Here is a 23,150-nt window from a genome sequence, read left to right as displayed (position 1 = left end):
CGACGGTGGTCATCGGGTCACCGGACGTCGTCGTGCCCGAGACCGCGGTCGGGCGCGCTCATGTCGCCCGTCCCGGGCGTGCCGTCGGCGAGCCCGTAGCGCAGGTAGACGGTGCCCTGCGCACCGGCCGCCGGCGGTTCGAGGAGCGTCAGGTTCGTGGGCACCGCGCCACCGTCGAACACCTTCTTCCCGACGCCGAGCACGATCGGGTGCACCCACAGGTCGAGACGGTCGAAGAGCTTCTCCCGCAGGAGGGTCTGCACCAGGTCCAGGCTCCCGACGACCTTCACGTGCTCGTGCCGGTCACGGACCTCGCGCACCGCGCCGGCCAGGTCCGGGCCCAGCAGCGTGGACCCGGCCCACGGGAGGCCGGGCGTGCCGCGGGACGCCACGTACTTCGGGACGCGGTTGAAGAGCTCGGCGATCTCGCCGTCCTTCTGGTGCGGCCAGTAGGCGGCGAAGATGTCGTACGTCCGCCGGCCGAGCAGCAGGGCGTCCGTGCCCTCGTACGCGGCGAGGATCTGCGCCCCGGTGCCCTCGTCGATCAGGGGCGCCTGCCAGCCGCCGAACGGGAACCCCACCGGGTCCTCGTCGGGGCCGCCGGGCGCCTGCCCGACGAGGTCGAGGGTCGCGAACAGTTCGATGTGGATGAGGCCCATGTCTGCACTCCCGATGAGTTGGTCGTCCCCGTCGAGATGTAGACCTTCCGGGGCCGGAAAACTCATCGCCGCGCCGGTCCCCGGTTTCCGCTGCCCGGTTTCCGCACCCGCCGCCCGGCCCGGCCCGGGCCGCCGGTGCGACGCCGCCTCGCGGTCAGCAGTTCGGGACGGGATCGGTTTCGCTGGTGATGGCGGTGTCCTTCATGAAGCCGAGTCGACCGTTGTCGGCGACGGTCATCAGCCAGCGGTTCGGGTGCGGCCCGCCGACCCACGCCTGGTTGTCCTCCTTGCAGGAGAACCAGCTGGGGTTGGAGTTCATGTAGCCGACGATCGTGGAGGGGTCCGGGTAGGCGTGGTTGTTGCCGACCATGCCGTAGACCGGGGAGCCGGGCACGTTGTAGCAGTACCACCGGTTGCTGTCCCCGGGCCAACAGTCGTCGGCCGCCGAGGCCGAGGGCGCGACCACGACACCCAGGCTCACCGCGAGGGTGGTGGCGGCGACGGCGGCGGTGATCCTGGCGGTACGGACTTTGCTGAACATGTCTCACTCCTGGCTGCGTGCCGGCGAGTCGGCTCAGCCTCCAGCGTGCCCGGCCGCCCTGTCGTGTCACACATCCGACATATCCGGTGACTCGAAGCAGCCGTTCGTGGGCGGACTTGCCCGAACATCGTCGATCACACGCGCGAACGTGGGGGCGGGTGTTCACCCCTGGCGCACCACCCGTCCGACGAGGCGGACCGCACGGCGCCCCATTCTGCCCGCGGGGGCCCGCCGCCCTTTCGCCGCGTGCGGTCCAGCAGTGGCTGACTGTGCGTGCCGACGGTGTTACTCTCCCGAGAGAAGAGAGAGCTGACTCTCACTTGCCGGCCCGGAAGGCCACTCGTCCGTCCTGGCCCGGCCGCGCGGGAGAGAGCGGCTCCGCCAAGCGTTCCCTGCTCTTGTGGCCCTTCGGCCGGTGAGGAGAGACCATGACCGCGCCCGCACCGCAGTTACCCTTCGAACGCCCCAACGCCCTGGACCTGGCGCCACTGCTCGCACGCCTGCGCGAGGAAGGCCCGATCACGCGGGTGACGACACCCGCCGGCGACCCGGCCTGGCTGGTGACCCGCTACGAGGAAACCCGGGTGATCCTGAGCGACACCCGGTTCTCCCGGCTGCGCCCCGACACCGAGGACGCCCCGAGGATCTCGGCCTCGGCGCTGCACACACGCCCCGCCGTCACGCCCGAGGAGGAGGACCGCGAACACACGCGGATGCGCCGGATGCTGGCGCCCGCGTTCAGCGCGCCGCGGATGCGCCGGATGGGCGAGCGGATCGGGGAACTCGCCGCGTCCTGCCTGGACGCGATGGACGAGGACCGTTCGCGGGATCCGCAACGTGCCGTCAACCTGCACGACCACCTGTCGTTCCCGCTGCCGGTGATGGTGATCTGCGAGCTGCTGGGCGTGCCGGTCGCGGACCGGGACCTGCTGCGCGGCTGGTCGGAACGGATCGCCGCGCTGTACGGCGGCGCCGACGGGGCCGCGGCCATGGCCGAGTTCGAGGCGTACGTGGCCGCCGTCGCCGAGGAGAAGCGCAGGCGGCCGGGGCAGGACGTGATCAGCGACATCCTGGCCGCACAGACGCAGGACCCCTCGTTCACCGAGGAGGAGATGACCCGCCTGGCGGTGGGGCTGCTGTTCGCGGGCCACGAGACGACGTCGACCCGGATCGACCTGGGGGTCCTGTTCCTGCTGAGCGACACCGCCCGGCGCGACCGCTTCACCGCCGACCCCGAGGGGTCCGCCCGCGCCACCGTGGAGGAGGTCCTGCGGATGGCCGCCCCCGGCGCCCTGGGCCTGACCCGCTACGCCCGCGAGGACGTCACCGTCGCCGGGACGGCGATCGCGCGGGGCGAGGCGGTACTGGTGGCCATCAACGCCGCGAACCGGGACGGGCGGGCCTTCGAGGAACCGGACGCCTTCGACCCGTCGCGTTCCCCCAACGCGCACCTGGCCTTCGGGCACGGCGGTCACTACTGCATCGGCAACGCGCTCGCCCGCACCGAGATGCGGATCGCGCTGACCGCGCTGTTCCGGCGCTTCCCCGGCCTGCGGCTGGCGGTGGACGCGCGCAGCCTGCGCGACCACTCCGAACGGCTGGCGGGCGGCATCGGCGAGGTCCCGGTCCTGTGGTGAACGGGGACCATCGGCCCGAGCGGCCCACCGCACGGGTGGAGGCGGACACCTCGCGGTGCGTGTCGTCGGGGCAGTGCGCGATGACCGCGCCGTCGGTGTTCGACCAGGACGAGGCCGGGCGGGTCGTCGTGCTCGCCGCCGACCCCGGCGGCCCGGCGGCGGAACAGGCCCGCGAGGCGGCCGCCATGTGCCCGGCCTCGGCGATCCGGCTGCGCCCGGCGCGCTGACGGGCGGCGGTGCCGGCCGCCCGGCGTGGCGGCCGGCACCTGCCTCGGCGTCAGGCGTCAGGCGTCAGGCGTCAGGCGTCAGGCGTCAGGCATCAGGGCGTACGGGTGTGCAGCGCGGGGGCGGGACAGGGCAGCGGGCGGGCCCCGGCGGGGGACAGGCCGTCGAGGACCAGGGCCAGGTACCGGCGCCAGCCGTCCTCCCCGGCCTCCATCGTCCACAGCACCGAGACCAGCATGACGACGATGCGGTGCAGATCGTCGGGCACGAGGTCGGCGCGGATCACGCCCGCGTCCTGACCGCGCGTCAGGAGAGCGTCGAGCGCGGCGAAGAACTCCTCCCCGGTCGCCGGGGTCAGCACGCCGGCGGCGCGGGCGGCGGCCAGCACGTTGTCGTCGCCGGCCACCGATTCCAGGGCCGCCTCCAGCACACGGACCAGCCCGGACGCGGGATCGGCGTCGTGCGCGGCAGCCTGGATGACGGGACGGACGTGCTCGCCGAAACGCTGGTCCAGCACGGCCCGCAGCAGCGCGGCCTTGTCGGGAAAGCGGCGGAAGAGCGTGGCGGACCCGACGCCGGCCCGGCGCGCCACGTCGTCGAGGTGGGCGTCGGGGCCCTGCTCGGCGAAGACCTCCCGGGCAGCCCGGACGATCTTTTCCGCGTTGCGGGCGGCATCGGCACGCAGCAGTCGGGGGGAGTCGAGGGCCATCCCGGCACCCTATCCAAGGGCCGCCGGCAGCGCGGCGACGTCCGGCGGGCGCCGCCGCAGCAGGTGGTCGGCCGCCGGGGACCGCCCGGTGGTCCCCGGAGCCCTCCAACTCCCGGGCGGTGTGAGCGTGTCGGACGAAGGCCACGGCCTGCCCGCCGCCCGCCCGCGGCGGCGGGGCCGGTGCGGTGCCGGCTACTCGACCGCGCGCAGTGCGTTGACGATGCCGAAGCCGTAGAAGCCGTTGACGCGCTTGCCGCCCGCACAGACGGCGTCCCCGGAACCGCCGCCGTTCCCGCCGTTCCCGCCGTTCCCGCCGTTCCCGCCGTGCGGGTCGGCCGGGCCGGCCGGGCACCCCGGGTTGTCCGCCTGGGCCTTGAGCAGCGCCTGCAACTGGGCCGGGGTCGCCTCCGGGTGGGCGGACTTCAGCAGCGCGGCCACACCGGAGGCGTGGGGCGTGGCCATGGACGTGCCCTGCTCGTAGCCGTACTGGTTGTTCGGCAGCGTCGACAGGATGCCGCCTTCCCCGGACGGTGTGTCCGAGGCCTGGTACTGGTCACCGCCCGGCGCCGCGACGTCGATCACGCCGAGGCCGTAGTTGGAGTAGTACGCCTTCGCGTTCCTGGCGCCGGTCGCGCCGACCGTGACGACGCCCGGCAGCTGTGCGGGCAGGTCCCAGCACCTGCGCGGGTCGACCGTCCGGCTCGCCGGGGTGGAGTCGTTGGGGCTGCCACCGTCGGTGAAGCCGTCGGAGGCCAGGTCGTGGTTGGCGTTGCCGGCCCCGGCGACGTTGAGGGTGCCCTTGCGCTGCGCGTAGAGCTGGGCGCGGTCGACCGCGTCGACGATGGCCTTCTGGTCGGGGTCGTCCAGGCAGTTGTACTGCCACGGGTCCACGTAGTAGCTGTTGTTGGTGATCTGCACACCGTGGTCGGCGGCGAACACGAAGGCGCAGACGACGCTTTCGGCGTAGATCAGCTGGCGCGGGGTGGGCTGGGAGACCGTGATGCCGGAGACCTTCACCCCGGGTGCCACGCCCGCGACGCCGACGCCGTTGCGGGCCGCGGCTATCGTGCCCGCCACGTGCGTGCCGTGGAAGTAGTCCGCGTCCACCGGCCGCCAGGAGCCGTACGCGGTGTCGGCCTTGCCGCTGGCGCAGTTCGCGGACTGCGAGGGGGAGAAGTTCGCGGCGAGGTCCGGGTGGGTGTCGTCGACGCCGGTGTCGATGACGGCGACCGTGACGTCCCTGCTGCCGGGGTTGATCTCCGCGGCCTTGTCCGCGCCGATCGCCCGCAGGGCCCACTGCTCGGCTTCGAGGGGTTCGGTGCCGCTGCCGGACGCCTTCGCGATCCTCGCCGCCTCGGCCTCGGAGAGGCGCCGCACCCCACCCTCGTCGGTGGTCCCCGCCGCGCTCAGCGGCGCGGTCCGCGTGGCGCCCGCCGACTGCACTCCGCGCACCGCGCGCATCCGCCTGCCGAAGTCGGGGTTCGCCGAGTGGGCGACGACGACGCCGATCCCGTCGTACGTGACGACGACGGTGCCGCCGGCCGCGGCGACGGCCCGCTGCACCTCGGCGATCGTGCGACGGTCGGTCCTGGTGTTGACGACGTACGCCAGGGGGTGCGCGTCCTCGGCCTGCGCGGCGGGCTGTGCCCGGGGCGTCGCCGAGGCCGGGGTGGGGAGGAATCCGAGTGAGGCGGTCAGCGACAGCACGATCGGCACGGCCGGGCCGAGCCGCAGTAAGGAACGCAGTCGAGCCATGTGGTCTCCACATCATCCGGGTGCAGGACCCGGCCGAGGACAGCGCGCCGGCCGGGCAGGAACAGGACGGGTGGTACAGGACGCGTGGTGCAGGAGTGAAGCTATCCCGCCACCTCACCAACCATCAATGACTCGGCAAAGACTCGGCAATGACTCGCCAACGACCTGACCGGACCCGCGGCGAACCGACACGGCCGGGCCGAGGCCGAACCCGACGCGGCACGACGGCCGACATCAACGCCGTTGGCCCCCGGCAGGATTGCGGTGGCCTCCGCACCCGGCCGCCGTCGTGCCGCCGTCGCGCCGCCGCCGCACGTTCCCGGTGCTCGCGGTCCCGAGTGTCCAGGGAGGTCGTCCCCCCGCGCCCGGTATCCGGCAGGGCACAGGTTCCCGCCGTCCAGGCGTCGGGACGGCCAGCCGCGAGGCAGGCCGTCATCCGCCCACGCACGATCAGTGGATGTGACATCGGACACATCCACTGCGCCGGGTGCCGGCCGACTGTCGTCCGCAACACCCAAACCCGCAGGTCAACTTCGCAACGCGAAGGCCCTGAGGAACCCGGGGGCCGTTCAAAACGATCTAGCTCCCCACAGAGGATTGGGCCTAGCCTGCCCGCCATGTCCCAGAACACGAACACCCCCGGTTTCCCCGGGCAGCCGGCCGCCCCGGCCGGCGACTCCGCCAAGGTGCAGCGCCAGGTGCAGCAGCAGGCGGGCGTCGGACCGGTCTACGGTGGCGGCGGCACCCTCTTCTCCGAGCCGGTCCTGGTGGTGAACCAGAAGGCCAAGCTGATCGAGCTGACCAACGAGTACTCCGTCTTCGACCAGCAGGGCGCCACGCTGGGCTCGGTGGTCCAGGTCGGCCAGAGCGCTCTGCGCAAGGTGCTGCGGCTGCTCTCCTCCCTCGACCAGTACCTGACCCACAAGCTGGAGATCCGTGACGCGCAGGGCACCCCGGTGCTGCTGCTGACCCGCCCGGCGAAGCTCATCAAGTCGCGGGTGATCGTGCAGCGTCCGAACGGCCAGGAGGTCGGCCAGATCATCCAGCAGAACGCCATCGGGAAGATCAATTTCTCGCTGGAGGTCGGCGGTCAGAAGATCGGCGCCATCAAGGCGGAGAACTGGCGGGCCTGGAACTTCTCCATCGTCGACGAGACGGACACCGAGGTCGCCCGGATCACCAAGACCTGGGAAGGCCTGGCGAAGACGATGTTCACCACGGCCGACAACTACGTGCTCCAGATCCACCGTCCGCTCGCCGACCCGCTGCTCAGCCTGGTCGTGGCGACCGCGCTGACCGTGGACACCGCGCTGAAGCAGGACGCCCGCGGCTTCGGATAACCGCGAACCGTACGCTGTTCGGAGCCCCGCCCCCGACCGGGCGACTGCCGGGGGGCGGGGCTCCGGCCGGAGAGCGGAGTCGTGCGTCATCGCCGGCCCGGCGGAGAAGCCCGCCACCCGATCACGGCCGACGGGTGGCCCGCCCGGCGGCTGCGGGGCGGCCCACCCGTTCCCGTGTTCCGGCTCAGCCGGTCAGCGGGACAGAAGGAACTTGGTGGTCGGCACGCCCCGGACGGTGGCGCAGTCCAGGTTCGAGGTGGTGGCGCTGTAGGTGAAACCGCTCGGGACGCTGCACGCCCACATGCCGCTGACGGGTGTGCGGAGGTGGAAGGTGGTGGACGGCACGCCCTGCGTCAGGCTGCACGTGGTGGACGAGCCGGCGGAGTCGTAGGTGAAGCCGGGGGCGGTCGAGCAGGAGGTGAGGCCGTCGACGGGCGTGCGCAGGTGGTACTGCGGCGATTTCCAGCCGCCGCCGCCGCTGCACGTCTGACTGAAGACGACCCCTTCGTAGACGTAGCCGGACGGGACGGAGCAGGCCCAGGTGTCGTCCAGCCCCGTGGCGGTGGCGGAGGCCGGCGTCGCGGTGGCGGCGCCGGTGAGCAGCAGGGTGAGCGCGGCGAAGGCGGCGAGCGGCGCGGTTCGCGCGGTCCGGACGGTTCGTGCGACGGACATGTTTTCTCCTTCGGTGGAAATGCGGCCGGAAGGTGCGCGGTGCGGCGGTACGGCGGTGCAGCGGTACAGGGGGCGGTGATCGCGGGTGGGCGTTCACGGCCGTCGATGGTTCTAGCACGCAACGACGGGCCGTCACCCGGCCGCTCCGTCGCGGAGAATCACTTCGGCGCCCGCCGTCCACGCGCCCTGCGCGGATCCTCCGGCCCGTCTCATCCGATCAGCCCCCCGGATCCCTCCCGCGCCTGACGCAGCCGATCCGCGTGCCCGCCTCCGCCGGAGGCCCGCTCGTTCGGGGCGCGGTGCGGCGTACGTCCGCGGACCGGCCCGGACGTGGGGGAAGCCATCAGGTCGCCGTCGGGCGCGAGCTTCCCGTTCGGGCCGATGGTCCAACCCGGGCCCTTCAGCGGGGCCGCGGAGGACGAGGCGGCCGGCGCCGACCAACCGAGCACGGCCACGCCCGGGCCGTCCGGCCCCGCCGTGGACCGGGGCGGTGGTGCGACAAGGCGGCCGTGACAACCCGTTCGGTGGGCACGGCCCAGGCCGTATCCACGCCTTGTGGTGATGCCACCGGTCGGTTGCGGGCGGCAGGACGGCCTTCTTTGAGCGAACTCGGCGCACCGTTCGCGGTGGGCTGCCACAATGCCCGTAAGAACTATGTGACATGTCACAGTGCTGTCGGCGCCCGCCGAGAGCACCGGACGAAGGAGGGCCCCTTGAAACGCCTTGCTGCCGTTCTCGCCGGTACCGCCGCTCTGGCGGCGCTGACCGGCACCCAGACCGCCTCCGCCGCCACCGCATCCGCCGCGACCGCATCCGTCGCCGGCATGCCGGGCACCACCGTCTGCGGGGACCCGGGCGCGCCGAACCACCTCACGATCAGGGCCTGCATCAACAACAACGGAGGCCAGGTGTACGTGTTCGGACGCGCCACTCCGACCAGCCCGACCTGGCAGGACCAGCAGGTCTCCTTCCGGCTGACCAGCGTCGGCGTCACCAGCCCACCGCTCGGCACCATCGCCCCGACCGTCCTGATCCCGACCGGCGGGAGCGACGTCGGCGGCATCACGGGCACCGTGCCCTGCGGCCGCACCGTGACCGCCCAGTTCAGCGTGGACCAGCCCGGCTGGCCGCAGTCGACCGCGACCGTCTCGACCATCGTGAACTGCTGACCTGCGCCCGGTCGGCAGCGTGATCCTGATCAAAGGCCGCCTTCGCGCCGAATGGGGTAACAACGACAACTCCGACCATTCTTCTGGCTGATGCGGGGCCCGGACCGGTGGCCGGTGGCCGGTGGCCGCCAAGTTCCACTCGATGCGGGAGTGGGACCTGTTCGAGGGCGGCTTCCTGGAGTTCCTGCTGGCGGCGGTGACGGAGCAGTATCCGTACCACGGGGACGTCGTTCCCGGCGGGATGAAGCAGGTCGGTGACGGCCGTGCTCATCGCTTTCGGGGTGACTGGTCGAACCAGCATCGGCGGTGAGCCCGCGAGGCCGCGCCCACCCGTTTCTCAGCCCGTCGGGTCCTGGTCCGTGACGGTGGGGTGTTCGGTGCACAGGCAGCCGACGCCCTTCTCGATCCACTCCTGTCCGGTCCACTCGGGGTGCCGTTCGATCAGCAGGGCCCGGACCTCGGCCACGATCTCGCTCCCGCCCATGGCGGAGTCGCGTCGCCGCCAGGTCTCGTCCCGCAGCTCGCGCAGGTAGTCGCGGACGTCGCCGAGGACCTGCGGGCCGCCGACGGCGCCGTGGCCGGGGACGACCGTACGGTGCCCGTCGGCCGCCAGCCGCTCCATCACCGTCAGCCAGCCGATCCCGGAGACGTCGGTGTCGTACGGCGGGAACCAGGGAAAGATCGCGAACTGCCCGGTCTCGGCCAGGTCGCCGGTGAACAGCACGCCGGCGTCGGGCACCTCGATCACCTGGTCGCCCTTGGTGTGGCCCCGGCCGGTGGCCCGCAGCCGTACGCAGCGGCCGCCGAGGTCCAGGTCGTACCCGTCGTCGTAGACCACGTCGGGGGCGACCACGCGGACGTCGCCGTCGAGGCGGTCGGCGACCGGCGGGCCGAACCCGCGGAACATCTCCAGGTAGCCCGCTCCCTTCACCTTCAGGTCCTCGGCCTGGGCACGGTTGGCGAGGTAGGTGGCCCGGCCGTGGAAGACGTGCGCGCCGAAGGCGTGCTCGGGGTGGAAGTGCGTGGTGGTCAGGTACAGGCGGCGCCCCTCGGCCACCTCGGACGCCAGGGAGAGGACCTGCTCGGCGTTGGCGGTGCCCATGCCGGTGTCGACGACGAGGACGGCCTCGGTGCCGCCGATGATGCCGATGTTGGGAACCAGCGGGATCCTGCGGTCCGGGACCACCAGCAGCTCGGGGGCGATCTCCTGGACGCCGGCCACATGGACGGCGGGGTCGGAAAGCGATACGTCGTTCATGCCTCGATTCCACCGCCCCGGAACCCCGGCCGTCCAAGACCGATTCGCACGTGCCCGATACCGCACGGGTATCGTCGCAGCATGGAGCTGCGGACGTTGCGCTATTTCGTCGCGGTCGCCGAGGAACTCCACTTCGGCCGGGCCGCCGCCCGGCTGCACATGAGCCAGCCCCCGCTCAGCCGGGCGATCAAGCAGCTGGAAACCGACCTCGGCGCCACCCTGCTGCACCGCTCCGCCCAGGGCGTCACCCTCACCCCGGCCGGAACCGTCCTGCTCGACGAAGCCCGCACCCTCCTCGACCGTGCCGACCGGATCCGCGCACGCGTCGCCGCCGAAACCGGCCCCACGGCCATCACCGTCGGCCTGCTCGGCGACGGCACCGACCTCGGCGCCCTGCGCCTGGCCAACGCCTACCGCAAGCGACACCCGGACATCGAGGTCCGCATCCGCGAGACCGACCTGACCGACCCCACCTGCGGACTGCGCACCGGACGGGTCGACATCGCCCTCACCCGCGCCCCCTTCGACGAGACCGGCCTGATCGTGCACGAGCTGCGCACCGACCCGGTCGGCGCGGTGCTGCGCACCGACGACCCCCTGGCCGGCCGCACGCACCTGGAGCTGGCCGACCTGGCCGACCGGTGCTGGTTCCGGTTCCCGGACGGCACCGACCCGCTGTGGGGGGCGTACTGGACCGGCGGCCGGCCGCGCGGGGGACCGGCGGTGAGGGCCGTCCAGGAATGCCGGCAGGCCGTGCTCTGGAACGGCACGGTCGGCATCACCCCCCTCGGACACGACATGCCCGAGGGACTGACTGCGGTACTGCTGGCCGACATGGCGCCCAGCCGCGTGGTGGTGGCGTGGAACGAGGGCGACCCGAACCCGCTGATCCCTTCGTTCGTCCGCATCGCGACAGCCACCCACCGCCGCTGAACCCTCCCGCCCGCGCCGGTGTTCCCCGCCCCGGACCCGCGTCGTCGTCGATGTGGGTGTTGCGGTCGGGGTTCCTGGCCGGTCGGGGCTCCTACCGGTCGGGGCTCCTACCGGTCGGGGAGGCTCAGCCGAGGATGCTGACGACGGTCTTCGTCGCCTGGGCGATCAGGTCGTCGTCGGAGGTGGCGCCCGCCCTGCCGCGATCGGACAGGACGACGATCACGATCGGGCTGCGCCCGCCCGACGGCCACGCCACGGCGACGTCGTTGCGGGTGCCGTAGCCCGCGTTGCCGGTCTTGTCGCCGATCCTCCAGTCGGCGGGCACCCCCGCGCGGACGTACGGGCCGCCGGTCGTGTTGCCGACCAGCCAGTCCGTCAGCAGCCCGCGCCGGCCCTCCGTGAGGACGTCGCCGAGCACGTAGCGGCGCAGGTCGGCGGCGAGGACGCGCGGCGTGCTGGTGTCACGGGTGTCGCCCGGGGTCGCCTCGTTGAGGGTGGGTTCGGTGCGGTCGACGCTGGTGGTCGAGTCGCCCAGGTCGCGCAGGGACCGCTGGACGGCCGCCGGGCCGCCGAGCTCGGCGATGACCAGGTTGGCCGCGGTGTTGTCGCTGTACTGGATGGAGGCGGAAGCCAGGTCACGCAGCTTCATGCCGGTCGCCACGTGCTGCGAGGTGATCGGTGCCCACGCCAGCACGTCCTCCTGGCGGTAGGGGACGACCTTGTCCAGGTCCGCGTCGGACGCCTTCCGCAGCAGGGCCCCGGCGGCGAGCGACTTGATCGTGGACGCGAACGCGAACCGCTCGTCGGCCCGGTGGGTGACCTCCCGGCCGCTGCCGGTGTCCACGGCGAACACGCCGAGCCGGGCGCCGAACTGCTGCTCAAGCGCCGCGAAGGAGGCGTCCGCCGGGCCGGTCGCGGGCACGCCCGACACCGTCGCGCCCGCCACCCCTGCGCCGGGGGCCGTCGCGCCGCTCGCCGCCGGTGCCGGCGCCGTCGGGGCGCTGCTCGCCGCCCGGCCGCACCCGCCGATCAGCGCGGCCACGAGCAGGGCCACCGCGGGCAGCGCGGTGCGGGTGCGGCGGAGGTCGGGCGTCATCGGTGGTCTCCCAGGGGGTTCGTGCCGTCGCGGTCGCGCCCTCGCGGTGGTTCGTACCGTCGTGGTCGCGCGGTCGCGCTCAGCTAAACAGGCCGCCGACCACCCAGTCCAAGACCGCAATCATGAAGTAGACGATAAGAAAACACCTATGATGACTGGCCATGGACCTGCTGGGGCACCTCCGCCACTTCCGAGCCGTCGCCGAGGAACGGCACTTCGGCCGCGCCGCCGAGCGCCTGCGGATCGCCCAGCCCTCGCTCTCCCAGCGGATCCAGCGCCTCGAACGCGAACTCGGTGTGACCCTGTTCGACCGCGGCCCGCGCGGCGTCGACCTCACCCCGGCGGGCCGGCTGCTGCTCGCCGAGGCCGAGGAGACGCTGGACAGCGCGGCCCGCCTCCTCGCCACCGCCGCCGACCTGCGCAGCGGACGGGCCGGCACCCTGCGCGCGGCCGTCCCGCCCGAACTCGGGCCGGCCGCCCTGGCCGCGCTGCTCACCGGCTTCGAGACCGCCTCCCCGGGCACCCGGCTCGAACTGCGGGAACTGCCGGTCGCGGCCGTGGTGCGCGAACTCGCCCAGCACACCGTCGACGTCGCCGTCGTCCGTCACCCCTGCCCGGCCGACGGACTGGCCTTCGGCCCCGTCCTGCACCAGCCGCTCGGCGCCCTGCTCGCCGCCCGCGGTCCGTACGCCGACCGCCCGGAGCTCGCGGTGGCCGAACTGACCGGCCTGCGCCTGGTCCTCTTCCCGCGCGCCACGGCCCCGGCCCTGTACGACGAGGTCCTCACCACGCTGACCAGGCACGGCTGCACCCCCGAGGCCGTCGTCGACCCGCCGGGACCGGACGTCGCGGGCGCGCTCGTGCTCACCGGCAGCGCCATCGCCCTGGTGCCGCGCACCACACCCCCACCGGGTACGGTCTGGCGCCCGCTCACCGGCACCCCGCTGGCCTGGCGGACCTCCACGGCCTGGCCGGCCGGGCGGGGCGGGCCCGCCGTCCGGCTGTTCGCCCAGGCCGCCCACGAGGCGCTGACCGGACCCGGCGGCCTGCTGCCCCAGCCGCCCAACCGCCCGCTCCACCCCCGGCCCGCAATGGAGTTCCCGCTGTGACCAGCGACCGCACCACAGCCGACCGGACGGCTGCCGACCGCACCACAGCCGACCGGACGGCTGCCGACCGGACCCCGCACAGCCGGGCCGCGCGCACCCGCATCGCCGCGGCCTTCGCCGACGCGGGCGTCACCGGCCGGCTGCACGCGCGCGACCTCGACACCGGCGCCGAGATCGGCCTCGGCGCCGACACCGCCGTCAGCACCGCCAGCGTCCACAAGGTCTGCCTGCTCGTGACGCTGTACCGCGAGGCCGCCGCCGGACGGATCGACCTGACCCGGCAGGTCGAGATCCCCGCCGCCGGCCGCACCCCCGGGCCGACCGGCCTCGCCGCCATGCTCGACACCGCCCGCCTCTCCCTGCGCGACCTCGCCTACCTCGCCGCGGCCGTCAGCGACAACACCGCCGCCGACACCCTGTGGGACCAGATCGGCCTCGACACCGTCAACCGCACCATGGCCGACCTCGGCCTGATCCGCACCGTCGCCGTCCACAAGCTCCGCGACCTCATCGCCGCCCTCGCCGAGGACACCGGCCACGACTCCCCGGTCGACCCCGCCGTCGTCGCCCGCCTCAGGGTCCTCGACCCCGCCTTCACCAACCACAGCACCCCCCGCGACATGACCACCCTGCTCGCCGCCCTCTGGCACGGCGACGCCTGCCCCGGCGACCACGGCGCCGCCCTGCGACGCCTCCTCGGCCTCCAGGTCTGGCCGCACCGCCTGGCCTCCGGCTTCCCCTACGACGACGTCCGCGTCCACGGCAAGACCGGCACCCTCCCCACGCTGCGCCACGAGGTCGGCGTCGTCGAATACCCCGACGGCGGCCGCTACGCCCTCGCCGTCTTCACCCGCGCCGCCGCCACCACCATCACCCTGCCCGCCGCCGACGCCGTCATCGGAACCACCGCCCGCCTCGCCGTCGACGCCCTCCGGGCCCGGGCGGCAGCCGGCGCGACGGGCTGACCGGGGCCGCGACCCCGACGCCGAGACCACCCCCAGCTGCCCCGCCGTCCGCCCTCCTGGCCACGACGTCCGGGTGACGGATCGGCTGCACGCTCGTTTGCCCGGGTACCTGCCGGTCGCAGGACGGCGGTGCCCGGCGACCACCCCCCGCCCGGGCACCGCCGCACCGGCCCCGCGACTGGCCAGGACCGGACAGAACCCCCACCGGCGTCCGGGCCACGGCCCCGGACGCCGGTCACCCGCGCAGGTGTCGCCGGAGCCGCCGGCATGCGGGACGGACCTGCGCTCGTCGTGACGCCACCGCGGACGACCTGCTGAGGGAGCGCCGGCGCGCAACGGGCGGACACCCTCAGACAGGAGTCCGCGGAGTCCCACGAGCTCAGTCCGAAACGCCTCGCCCAGCCGATCCGCACCACCGACACCCCGAGCTGCGCCCCGGCAGCAACGGCCGGGTCCCCCACGCTCGTCGACGTCGCCGCCACCGCCGGGCAGAGGAAAGCGGCTCGGCACAGAGTTCACGCACCCGTGCGAGAAGTCGTACCGATACGGTTCGACGAACACCGCATCCCGTGATCGACGCGTGCGGATGGGCCGCTCCCGAAGTGCCGGGACGCGGCCCACCGCAATGGGTCAGCTGTAGATGACGGCCCACTGCTGGGTGTGGTCGCCCGTTCGGCAGCCCTCGATCGTCACCTGGCTTCCAGCGTGGGCGGTCAGGCAGCCCTGGTCGCCGTCGGCCGAGTGGATGTACGCCCCGGCGTCGCCGGCCGCGTACCACCAGCGCGACCTGGTCGCGGTGTTGTCGTACGGGTCGTACCAGGGGTTGTACTCGGACAGCTCGCCGGTGTCGTTGAAGTTGCGGCGCAGGTTCCGATAGGTCTTGGTGGTGCAGAAGAAGTCGGTGCACGTCTGCGTCTCGTAGGAGGAGAAGACGACGCTGTCGGTGGAGGTCATGGTGACGTACCACCACTGGTTGCTCTGCCCGGTATGCGCGTAGGTGTACACCGGGGCGCCCGGGCGATGGCTTCGTCCTTCTTGAGGGGTGCGGAGTGGGCGCGGCTCATCGGATCTACGCCGACCGAGTCTGCCCGCCCGGGGAGTCCACCTTCAGGCCGAGCTGTTCGAGGGCGTTGAGTACCTCGATGAGGCCCGTCCGGTCGTCCTGGCCGCGGCGCATGGTGGTCAGGACGGTCGCGGCGGTACCGGACTCCTCGACGCTCTGCCGCAGTGCCGGGGCGAGCACCGGGTGAGCGCTGACCTCGACCAGTACGTCATGGCCCGTCAGCAGCTCGGCGGTGGAGTCGGCCAGCAGGACGGGCTGCCGAAGGTTCCGGGCGAAGTAGCCCGCGGTGGCCTGCTGCCAGTCGAGCGCTTGCCCCGTGACCGAGGAGATCATCGGGATCCGGCCGGGCCTGGGGGTGAGCTCACCTATGGCCCGTTCGAGGTCCGCCAGGATCGGATCGATCGCCGGGCTGTGGGCCGGCAGGTCGACTCGGACCATCGCGCACAGCACGTCCGCGGCCTGGAGCTTGGCGACGACGGCCTCCAACGCGGACCGGTCACCGGCCAGCACGGTGGTCCGCGGGCCGTTCCGCGCGGCGACGGACACGCTCCCCTCAAGCCCTCGCAGGTGCTTCGAGAGGTCGACGGCCGAGAGCTCCACCACGGCCATGCCGCTGTGAGGGCCGGCCACGCGGCGTTGCTGATCGCTGTAGTGGTGGACGAGCCGGACCGCGTCCGGCAGGTCGAGGATGCCTGCGATGACGCTGGCGGCGATCTCGCCGACGCTGTGACCCGTGACAGCGGCCGGCCGGACGCCCGCCTCTTCCAGCCAGCGGGCGATGCCCACTTGGACGGCGAAGACGATGGGTTGCATGACGCCGACGTCGTTCGTCCTGGCTTCGGGTTCGTCGAGGAAGAGCTCGTGGACGAGGGACCAGCCGGTGTGCCGGGCCAGCTCGCTGTCGCACTCCTCCAGGGCCGAGCGGAAGGCGGGTTCGGTGCGGAACAGAGTCCGCCCCATGCCGACCCACTGCTGGCCGTAGGGGGAGCAGACGAAGGCGATCCGGGTGCCGTCCGCAGCGGCGAGCTCCGGCCCGGCGGACGGGCTGCCGGTCAGCTCATGGACGGCTGCCCCGCCGAGTTCGCCCAGCCGCAGACCCGGAGCGGCGGCCACGGCGTCGAGCAGCTCGGTGAACTCCCGGGCCAGCCGCTCGGCCTCCGCGGGGACGAACAGGTCGAGGGCGTAGGTGAGGCTGCCGTCGATGCCGTCCGGTCTCCGCTGCTCGGTGAAGCCCTCGAACAGCTCGAAGCGGAGGTCGAAGCGGGTGATCCCCTCCGTCACCGGCTCGGTCCGGACCTCCAGGCCGGGGAGGTGGAGCTCGGCGCTCGCGTTGTTCTGGAATGCGAGCATCACCTGGATGAGCGGGTGCCACGCGGGGGAGCGCGGCGGGTTGATGGTCTGGACCACGTGGTCGAACGGCACCTCCTGGTGAGCGAAGGCCGCCAGGTCCGTGCTGCGCACCCGGAACAGCAGCTCCCGGAAGGTCGGGTCGCCGTCGGTCCTGGTGCGCAGCACCAGCGTATTGACGAAGAATCCGATCAGGTCGTCGAGGCCCTCGTCGGTGCGCCCGGCGGTGGGGATGCCGATGGCGATGTCGGTGCCGGCTCCGCGCCTGGTGAGCAGGGTCGCAAGGGCGGCCTGCACGACCATGAAGACGCTGGTGCCGGTCTCCCGCGCCAGCTGGTGCAGTTCCCGGTGGGTCGCCCGCGTGACGTGGAAGGGGACTCGACCGCCCCGGTGTGAGGGGGTGTCCGGACGCGGGGCCGCCACATCGATCCGTAGGCGGTCGGGCATTCCCGCCAACTCTCCCTCCCAGAAGGAGAGCTGGCGATTGACCAGGCTGTTGGGGTCCTCCGGGGCACCCAGGAGATCGTCCTGCCAGAGCGTGTAGTCGACGTACTGGACCGGTAGTTCGGGCCGGGCCGGCTCCTGCCCGAGGCGGCGCGCGGCGTATGCGAGTGCCAGATCGCGGTTCAGGGGGAGCAGCGACCATCCGTCGCAGGCGATGTGATGGATGGTCAGGAGCAGGACGTGTTCGTCCGCGGAGAGCCGGAACAGCTGGGCCCGTAGTGCCGTCTCGGCGGTGAGGTCGAAGGCGTGACCGGCCGCAGCGCTCAGCGCTTCGGACAGGCCTGCCTCGGTGACGCCGTCGACCGGCAGCTCGACCGGAGCCTCGTCCGGGTCCAGGACGACCTGCTGGGGTCGGCCGTCCCAGTCGGGGTAAGCGGTGCGCAGACTCTCGTGCCAGGTGACCAGGTCGTCGAGGGCGAGTCGCAGGGCGGACAGGTCGAGGTCGCCGCGCAGCCGGTAGGCCATCGGCATGTTGTAGTGTCCGGCCGCGCCGTGCAGGCGGTTCAGGAACCAGAGGCGCCGCTGGGTCTGCGAGAGCGGGATCTCCGCCGGACGGCCCCGGGGGCGCAGTGGCGGGCGTCGGCTGCCGGAGCCCTGCTCCAGGTGCTCGGTGAGTTGGGCGACGGTCGGGGCCTCGAAGATCGTCCGGACCGGGACCTCCACGTCCAGGGCGGCCCGGATGCGACCGGCGAGCCGGGTGGCCAGCAGGGAGTGGCCGCCCAACTCGAAGAAGGAGTCGTCGATGGTGACCCGGTCGAGCCCGAGCACCTGGGCGAACACCGCGCAGAGGATCTCCTCCCGTTGGCCTCGCGGGGCGCGGCCCTTCTTCGCACTCATGGTCAGCTCCCGCTGACGGCGGTGCGGACCTGGGCGGGCCACGCTGCGGTGTCGAGGCCGTACTGGCAGAGGAAGGCGTAGACGAGCCGCTCCAGGCCGAATCCGACGCAGCCGCTCCGGGTCGGGCCGTTCGCACCGTGGTCGATGCCGAAAGCCTTGCCGAAGAGGTCGTCGTGGAAGTTGAAGGAGCCGACGGCGATCGTCTTCCCGGGCGCGACGTGGAGCCGCAGCTCGTACTTGAGCTCCATCAGCCGCTGGGACCAGATCCGCTCGGAGGTGTCCGCGCCGCAGAAGAACGGATCGTTGCCCACCTCGCAGAAGCCGCTCAGGCCGAGCTCCTCGACGAAGGCGAAGACCTTCCGCATGAAGCGCTCACGGGAGTCCAGCACGTCTTCCCGGGAGCCCATGAAGACCATCTCCCGGATGGTGAAGTCCCAGAGCCGCTCCAGGCTGGTGGCGTATGCCGCCTCGAAGCGGAACGACTTGCCGCGCGAGGTGACCACGTGGAGCCGGCCCGCCTCCAGTGTGCGGTCGCTGTACTGGTTGAAGGTGTGGTAGCACATCGTGGGCGGCAGGCAGTAGTCGACGTTGCCGCAGGAGTCCAGCACCGCGGAGTCGATGCCGGTGACGGCCTGCCGCTCCTGGAAGGCGCGGTAGACGTCCAGGTCGTTGCGCAGCCTGGTGACGAACATCAGGTGCTGCGGGAAGGCCTTGAAGTAGCCCGCCGTCTCCAGCGCCTTCGTTCTGATCAGAGTCGGGTAACGGTACTCCCGGACTTCGTGGTCCTCGGCCAGCAGGTCACAGACGGCCCGGTCGAAGTAGGTGAAGAGAGAGAGCAGCGGCTCGCCGACGGCGACCTGACCCTCACCGACCTCCGTCACCGCGCCGGTCTCGGAGAGGAGTTCGAAGACGTCCTGGTGCGGGGTGCGCTGGTGCGGCGAGGTCCAGACGGCCTTGGCCGGCGTCACCCACTGCCTCCGGACGTCGTTGTCCACCATGGAGTTGACCTTCTCGGTCAGGGCGTCGTGCGGGAGCGGTTGCCCGGAGCGGAGTGTCACGGAGCGCACCTCGTCGCCCTCCACGGGCACCACGAAGCCGGTGATCTCGGGCGACACGAAGAAGAGTCGGCGCTCGATCTCGGCGGCCAGCGCTCCGGGGATCGGGCTGCGAAGGTCGATCCGGGTGAGGACCTCGTCGGGGTGCGTCATCGTGGTTCTTTCCTCGCCGATGGGAGAACGGTCGGACGGGCCGGCGCGCGGCGGCGTGGCCGCCGCGCGTCCGCAGGTGGGACTAGGCCGCCGTAGCCGTCCGCGACGTGACCAGGCGGACGAGACCGTCGACCGTGCGGAAGTTGTCGAAGTCCATGTCCGCCGGGCCGAGGGTCAGGGCGAATTCCTTCTCCACGAAGAGCGCGAGCTGCATCGCGAAGAGAGAGTTGACGTAGCCGAGGGCGAAGAAGTCGTCGTTGTCGGCGAGCGGCTGGCCGGCCAGGTGCGGGGCGAGGAACTCGCGGACCCGGGCGCGCACGTCGTTGTTCGTCATATCAGGTTTCTCCTTGGGTAGTTCGAGGATCAGTAGGTGTAGAAGCCCTGGCCGGTCTTGCGGCCCAGGAGTCGTGCGTCGACCATCTTCTGGAGCAGGGGGGCAGGGCGGTACTTACTGTCCTTGTAGCTCTCGTACATGACCGTGATCGAGTTCAGGATCGTGTCGAGGCCGATCAGGTCGCCGGTCTCCAGGGGCCCCATCTTGTGGCCGAAGCAGCCGCGGAACATCTTGTCGACGTCCTCGGCCGAGGCGATCTGGTCCTGGACGCAGAAGATGGCCTCGTTGATGGTCACCATGAGGACCCGGTTGGTGATGAAGCCGGGGGCGTCCTGGACGACGATGCCCTCCTTGCCCATGTCCGACAGCAGCCCGAGCGCGGTGTTCAGCGTCTCCTCGCTGGTGAAGTGGCCGTTGACAACCTCGACGGTTTCCATCATCGGGACGGGGTTCATGAAGTGCAGCCCGAGGATCTCGGCCGGTCGCCCGGTGACCGAGCCCACCCGGGTGATCGGCACGGCCGAGGTGTTCACGCCGAAGATCACTCCGGGGCGGCAGATGGTGTCGATCTGCTCGTACACCGTGCGCTTGATGTCCCAGTCCTCGGTGACGTTCTCGACCACGAAGTCGGCGTCGGCCAGCGAGGTGAGCTCGGTGCGGGTGGTGATCCGGGCGAGGACGGTCTTGGCGTCCTCCTTCAGCGGCTTGCCGAGCAGCATCGGCTGGACCAGCAGGTCACGGCCGATCTGGGCCACCGCGCTGTCGAGCTGAGCCAGTGAGATGTCCACGAGGATCACCTCGAACCCGGACTCCGCGAAGGACTGGGCGACGCCGCGGCCGATCGTGCCGGCGCCGATCACGCCTACGGTTCGGATGCTCACGGGGGTACCACCTTTGCGGGATAGAAGGGGGAGTGGGGGTGCCTGGTCAGGCCTGGGCGTCCCTGGTGTCCAGGTGGTCGGCGAGATCCGCGATCGTGACGTAGCGGAACAGGTCGACCATGGAGACCCGGATGTCCATGATCTTCTGGATGCTCTGGGCGATCCGGAGTGCGGCCAGCGAGTCCACCCCGAGCGCGAACGAGGTGTCATGCACGTTGAGCTCGGTGAGATCGAGCTCGCGGGCCCAGATCCGGGCGAGCGCGCGCTCGGTGTCGCTGAACTCGCCGCTCTCCTTGCCGAAGAGCTTTGGCTCGCCGTCGGACGGCGTGCCGTCCGGCGGCGCGGCGGATTCGCCGGCACTGCTGCGGGCCGCGGCGATGGCCTGCTGGATCGGGACGGCCAGCACCAGCGGCGCGCGACGCAGCAGCTCCGCGAGCTCGCTGGACCCGCCCAGCTTGCGGTAGTTGACCTCGCCGACGATCACCGGGGTGCAGGCCGAGGCGAGGATCTCCTCGAAGCTGCTGAGAGCGTCCTCGACCGATACCGACCGGAAGAAGCCCTGGTCCTGCTGGACTCCGTGGTCGAAGGCCATGCCGGTTTCCAGCCAGTCGCTCCAGTCGACCGTCACCGTCCACCGGCCGCGCGCGGAGCGCTGCTCGGCGAACTGGTCCAAGTAGCTGTTGGCGGCAGTGTAGTCGCCTTGCCCGGCCGCGCCGAAGATCGCCACCGTGGAACCGAAGTTGACCATGCAATCCGGCGGATCGTCCTGGGTGACGAGGTCCAGCACGGTGGCGCCGAGCACTTTGGGGTTCAGAGTACGACGGAAGGTCTCCGCGTCCTTGCGGAAGAGGAAGCCGTCCCCGGCGACACCGGCCGCGTGGACGACGCAGCCGATCGCGCCGAGATCGGCGCGGATCTTCGCGACGACTCCCTCCATGACCGTCAGGTCGGTGACGTCACCGGAGTAGCTGCGAACTTCGGCGCCGTTCCGCTCCAGTTCACGCAGTGCCTCGATCTGCCCGCGCACCTTGGCGTCGGTGACCTCGTCCCACCGCTCGCGCGGCGGCAGTTCGGTGCGGTTGACCAGGGCTAGCCGCGCACCCGGCCCCGAGCGGCTCAGATGGCGGGCGACCGCGAGTCCGAGTCCGCCCAGACCGCCGGTGATGAGGTACACCCCGCCCGGGCGGACCGGCGCGGACCTCGGCTGCTCCCGCAGGTGCACCGGTGCGAGCTCCGCGACGTACCGGTGCCCGTCGCGCAGCGCGACGGTGGCGGGTGTCCGGGCTCCGAGCAGTTCGGCACAGACGGCCTCGGCGCCGGTGTCGCCGGCGATGTCGAGGCAGAACACGTCGGTGTTCCTGTACTCCTGTCCGATCACTTTCGCCAGGCCGAAGAGCGTCGCGTGGACCGGGGCCGTCTCCGGCTCGGTGCCGGTCACCCGCGCCACCGAGGGGGCGACCACGCTGAACCCGGCCGGGGCCACGCCGCGCTCGGAGAGGCTGCGGGCCAAGTGGAACAGGCTGTGGACGCCGTGGCCGAGCCTGGCCTCCAGGAGCGACAGATCCTGCTGGACGCCGCCGTCGGCAGGGGCCGCGACGTGCACGACCTCGTCCGGGAGCTCCGCACCGAGTGCGTCCAGCAGTCGACCGAAACCCTCCGGGGTGGGCGGCACTTCGTACCGGTCCGGAACTGTCTGCTGCCACCGGTCTGCGAGTACCGCCTCGGCGACGCTGACGCCGCGCGCACGCAGTGCGGCACTCAGCTCGGCGCTGATGCTGCCCTGCTCGCCGATCACCAGGACCCGGGCGGGCGGGGCCTGGCGCTCCTCGGGTGCCGGTGCCGGGACCCATCGGAGGGTGTGATGACGGGTGTGCGGGCGCAGCTGGGCGACTGTGCGCTTGGCGTCGGCGACGCGCTTCACGGTGAAGCCGCGGATCTCGGCAGCGGTGGCCCCCGACTCGTCACAGATCACCACGTCGACCTTGCGGAACTCGGCGTTGTTCACATAGCCCGGATGCGGTTGGACGAAGCTCAGGCCGCGAGCGGGTAGCGGGCCGTGCAGGAGCAGCGAGTCGTAGCCGACCGGGAGGAAGAAGTCCCTTTCGCCGAGGGCGAGTCGACGGTCATCGGGAGTCTCCAGGACGGCGAAGCCACTGAAGCCGGTGGCCTGATCGAGCAGGGTCGGGTGCAGGAGGTGGTCCTGGCACTCGGCCCGGTACTGCTCGGGCAGGTCGAGTATGCCGAGGGCGGCCCGGATGCCGAGGTGCACGGTCGGGAGGCTGCTCCGCCAGCGATCGCCGAACTCCATCACCTTGTGCTCGGTCTGCCGCCGGGCGATGTCCACGCTCTCCAGTGAGCAGAGCTCACGCAGAGCTGCCAGATCCTGCGGCGGCGCGGGTGCGGTGTGCGGCTTGACACTCACCATGCCCTGGACGTGCACCGTCCAGTGGTCGCTCGCCGGGTCGTGACTGGCGACGGTGAACTCGGCCTGCAGGTCGTCGATTTCCCGGACGGTCGTGTGTGCGGTCCGTGGGGCTCCTTCCTGCACCAGCAACGGGACGAGGAAGGTGACGTCGCAGAGCTCGGTGACCGGCCGGCCGAAGTGCAGGGAGACGGCGGCGCGGGCCATCTCCAGGTAGGTGGTTCCGGGGACGATCGCCTCTCCGAGCAGCTTGTGTTCGGAGAGTACCCAGTGCAGCTCCAGCGAGAACTCGGTGAGGAAGACGGACTGGCCCATCGACCGGAGCAGGACCTGGTCCAGCAACGGGTGCGGGCCGGGCGTGCGCTGGACCGCCGCCTGCGGGATCTGGGGTTCGAGCCAGTAGTGCTTGTGTTGGAAGGGGTAGGTGGGGAGGGGGATGCGGCGGCGTTGTTGGTGGGTGTGGTAGGTGGTCCAGTCGGGTGTGGT

At 72.0% G+C, this 23,150-nt stretch carries 21 protein-coding genes; 8 read left to right on the top strand and 13 right to left on the bottom strand.

Features of this window, described 5'->3' with window-relative positions; all coding sequences use genetic code 11:
* Positions 1-17 precede the first annotated feature (17 nt).
* A complete protein-coding gene (locus ACZ6EM_RS38110; RefSeq protein ID WP_401048096.1) occupies positions 18-659 on the bottom strand; it encodes a dihydrofolate reductase family protein in 642 nt (213 codons plus the stop codon).
* A 154-nt stretch (positions 660-813) separates the two neighbouring features.
* A complete protein-coding gene (locus ACZ6EM_RS38105; RefSeq protein WP_401048095.1) occupies positions 814-1,200 on the bottom strand; it encodes a hypothetical protein in 387 nt (128 codons plus the stop codon).
* Positions 1,201-1,628: 428 nt separating this feature from the next.
* On the opposite strand from ACZ6EM_RS38105, the gene ACZ6EM_RS38100 reads away from it, so the two are divergent.
* Together ACZ6EM_RS38100 and ACZ6EM_RS38095 are read left to right on the top strand one after the other, a co-directional pair.
* The gene (locus tag ACZ6EM_RS38100) at positions 1,629-2,837 is read left to right on the top strand and encodes a cytochrome P450 (protein ID WP_465774457.1); all 1,209 of its coding nucleotides are present in this window, start codon (positions 1,629-1,631) and stop codon (positions 2,835-2,837) included.
* Complete coding sequence (locus ACZ6EM_RS38095; protein WP_465774456.1) at positions 2,834-3,064, top strand: ferredoxin; 231 nt, start codon at positions 2,834-2,836, stop codon at positions 3,062-3,064. Before ACZ6EM_RS38100 ends, ACZ6EM_RS38095 begins: the two co-directional genes overlap by 4 nt.
* A 92-nt stretch (positions 3,065-3,156) precedes the next feature.
* Here ACZ6EM_RS38095 and ACZ6EM_RS38090 read toward each other — a convergent pair whose 3' ends face one another.
* Together ACZ6EM_RS38090 and ACZ6EM_RS38085 are read right to left on the bottom strand one after the other, a co-directional pair.
* Entirely contained in the window at positions 3,157-3,771 is a 615-nt protein-coding gene (locus ACZ6EM_RS38090; protein ID WP_465774455.1) for a TetR/AcrR family transcriptional regulator, read from the bottom strand.
* A 192-nt stretch (positions 3,772-3,963) separates the two neighbouring features.
* The gene (locus tag ACZ6EM_RS38085) at positions 3,964-5,526 is read right to left on the bottom strand and encodes a S8 family serine peptidase (RefSeq protein WP_465774454.1); all 1,563 of its coding nucleotides are present in this window, start codon (positions 5,524-5,526) and stop codon (positions 3,964-3,966) included.
* A gap of 617 nt (positions 5,527-6,143) precedes the next feature.
* Between ACZ6EM_RS38085 and ACZ6EM_RS38080 the strand changes: the two genes are divergently transcribed.
* Positions 6,144-6,866, top strand: a complete 723-nt coding sequence (locus ACZ6EM_RS38080) for an LURP-one-related/scramblase family protein (protein WP_401045474.1) — start codon at positions 6,144-6,146, stop codon at positions 6,864-6,866.
* Between the two features lie 192 nt (positions 6,867-7,058).
* Here ACZ6EM_RS38080 and ACZ6EM_RS38075 read toward each other — a convergent pair whose 3' ends face one another.
* Positions 7,059-7,538, bottom strand: a complete 480-nt coding sequence (locus ACZ6EM_RS38075; protein ID WP_465774453.1) for a hypothetical protein — start codon at positions 7,536-7,538, stop codon at positions 7,059-7,061.
* A 713-nt stretch (positions 7,539-8,251) separates the two neighbouring features.
* Here ACZ6EM_RS38075 and ACZ6EM_RS38070 point away from each other — a divergent pair.
* Entirely contained in the window at positions 8,252-8,707 is a 456-nt protein-coding gene (locus ACZ6EM_RS38070) for a hypothetical protein (RefSeq protein WP_465774452.1), read from the top strand.
* A 121-nt stretch (positions 8,708-8,828) separates the two neighbouring features.
* A complete protein-coding gene (locus ACZ6EM_RS38065) occupies positions 8,829-9,017 on the top strand; it encodes a hypothetical protein (protein ID WP_465774451.1) in 189 nt (62 codons plus the stop codon).
* Positions 9,018-9,044: 27 nt separating this feature from the next.
* Here ACZ6EM_RS38065 and ACZ6EM_RS38060 read toward each other — a convergent pair whose 3' ends face one another.
* On the bottom strand, positions 9,045-9,965 hold the full coding sequence (locus ACZ6EM_RS38060; RefSeq protein ID WP_465774450.1) for an MBL fold metallo-hydrolase: 921 nt from the start codon (positions 9,963-9,965) through the stop codon (positions 9,045-9,047).
* 81 nt (positions 9,966-10,046) lie between these two features.
* On the opposite strand from ACZ6EM_RS38060, the gene ACZ6EM_RS38055 reads away from it, so the two are divergent.
* On the top strand, positions 10,047-10,898 hold the full coding sequence (locus ACZ6EM_RS38055) for a LysR family transcriptional regulator (RefSeq protein ID WP_401045460.1): 852 nt from the start codon (positions 10,047-10,049) through the stop codon (positions 10,896-10,898).
* Positions 10,899-11,022: 124 nt separating this feature from the next.
* Here ACZ6EM_RS38055 and bla read toward each other — a convergent pair whose 3' ends face one another.
* Positions 11,023-11,994, bottom strand: a complete 972-nt coding sequence (gene bla, locus ACZ6EM_RS38050) for a class A beta-lactamase (protein ID WP_401045458.1) — start codon at positions 11,992-11,994, stop codon at positions 11,023-11,025.
* Positions 11,995-12,155: 161 nt separating this feature from the next.
* Between bla and ACZ6EM_RS38045 the strand changes: the two genes are divergently transcribed.
* Both ACZ6EM_RS38045 and ACZ6EM_RS38040 read left to right on the top strand, forming a co-directional pair.
* Entirely contained in the window at positions 12,156-13,103 is a 948-nt protein-coding gene (locus ACZ6EM_RS38045) for a LysR family transcriptional regulator (protein ID WP_401045456.1), read from the top strand.
* A 101-nt stretch (positions 13,104-13,204) separates the two neighbouring features.
* Positions 13,205-14,068, top strand: a complete 864-nt coding sequence (locus ACZ6EM_RS38040; RefSeq protein WP_465774467.1) for a serine hydrolase — start codon at positions 13,205-13,207, stop codon at positions 14,066-14,068.
* 630 nt (positions 14,069-14,698) lie between these two features.
* On the opposite strand, the gene ACZ6EM_RS38035 is transcribed toward ACZ6EM_RS38040, so the two are convergent.
* The 6 genes from ACZ6EM_RS38035 to ACZ6EM_RS38010 form a co-directional block, all read right to left on the bottom strand.
* A complete protein-coding gene (locus ACZ6EM_RS38035) occupies positions 14,699-15,073 on the bottom strand; it encodes a hypothetical protein (RefSeq protein ID WP_465774449.1) in 375 nt (124 codons plus the stop codon).
* A gap of 64 nt (positions 15,074-15,137) precedes the next feature.
* Positions 15,138-17,819: a condensation domain-containing protein gene (locus tag ACZ6EM_RS38030; protein ID WP_465774448.1), complete on the bottom strand. Its 2,682-nt coding sequence runs from the start codon at positions 17,817-17,819 to the stop codon at positions 15,138-15,140.
* A 2-nt stretch (positions 17,820-17,821) separates the two neighbouring features.
* Positions 17,822-19,027, bottom strand: a complete 1,206-nt coding sequence (locus tag ACZ6EM_RS38025; protein WP_452179496.1) for a class-II aminoacyl-tRNA synthetase family protein — start codon at positions 19,025-19,027, stop codon at positions 17,822-17,824.
* An 82-nt stretch (positions 19,028-19,109) separates the two neighbouring features.
* On the bottom strand, positions 19,110-19,361 hold the full coding sequence (locus ACZ6EM_RS38020) for an acyl carrier protein (protein ID WP_401056429.1): 252 nt from the start codon (positions 19,359-19,361) through the stop codon (positions 19,110-19,112).
* 29 nt (positions 19,362-19,390) lie between these two features.
* A complete protein-coding gene (locus ACZ6EM_RS38015; protein WP_401056427.1) occupies positions 19,391-20,242 on the bottom strand; it encodes a 3-hydroxyacyl-CoA dehydrogenase family protein in 852 nt (283 codons plus the stop codon).
* A gap of 46 nt (positions 20,243-20,288) precedes the next feature.
* Positions 20,289-23,150: SDR family NAD(P)-dependent oxidoreductase (locus ACZ6EM_RS38010; protein ID WP_465774447.1), on the bottom strand; the 2,862-nt coding region annotated here is incomplete at its 5' end.

It is taken from the genome of Kitasatospora sp. NPDC041917, assembly GCF_055589745.1.
This window is presented reverse-complemented; position numbering and strand designations above follow the sequence as displayed.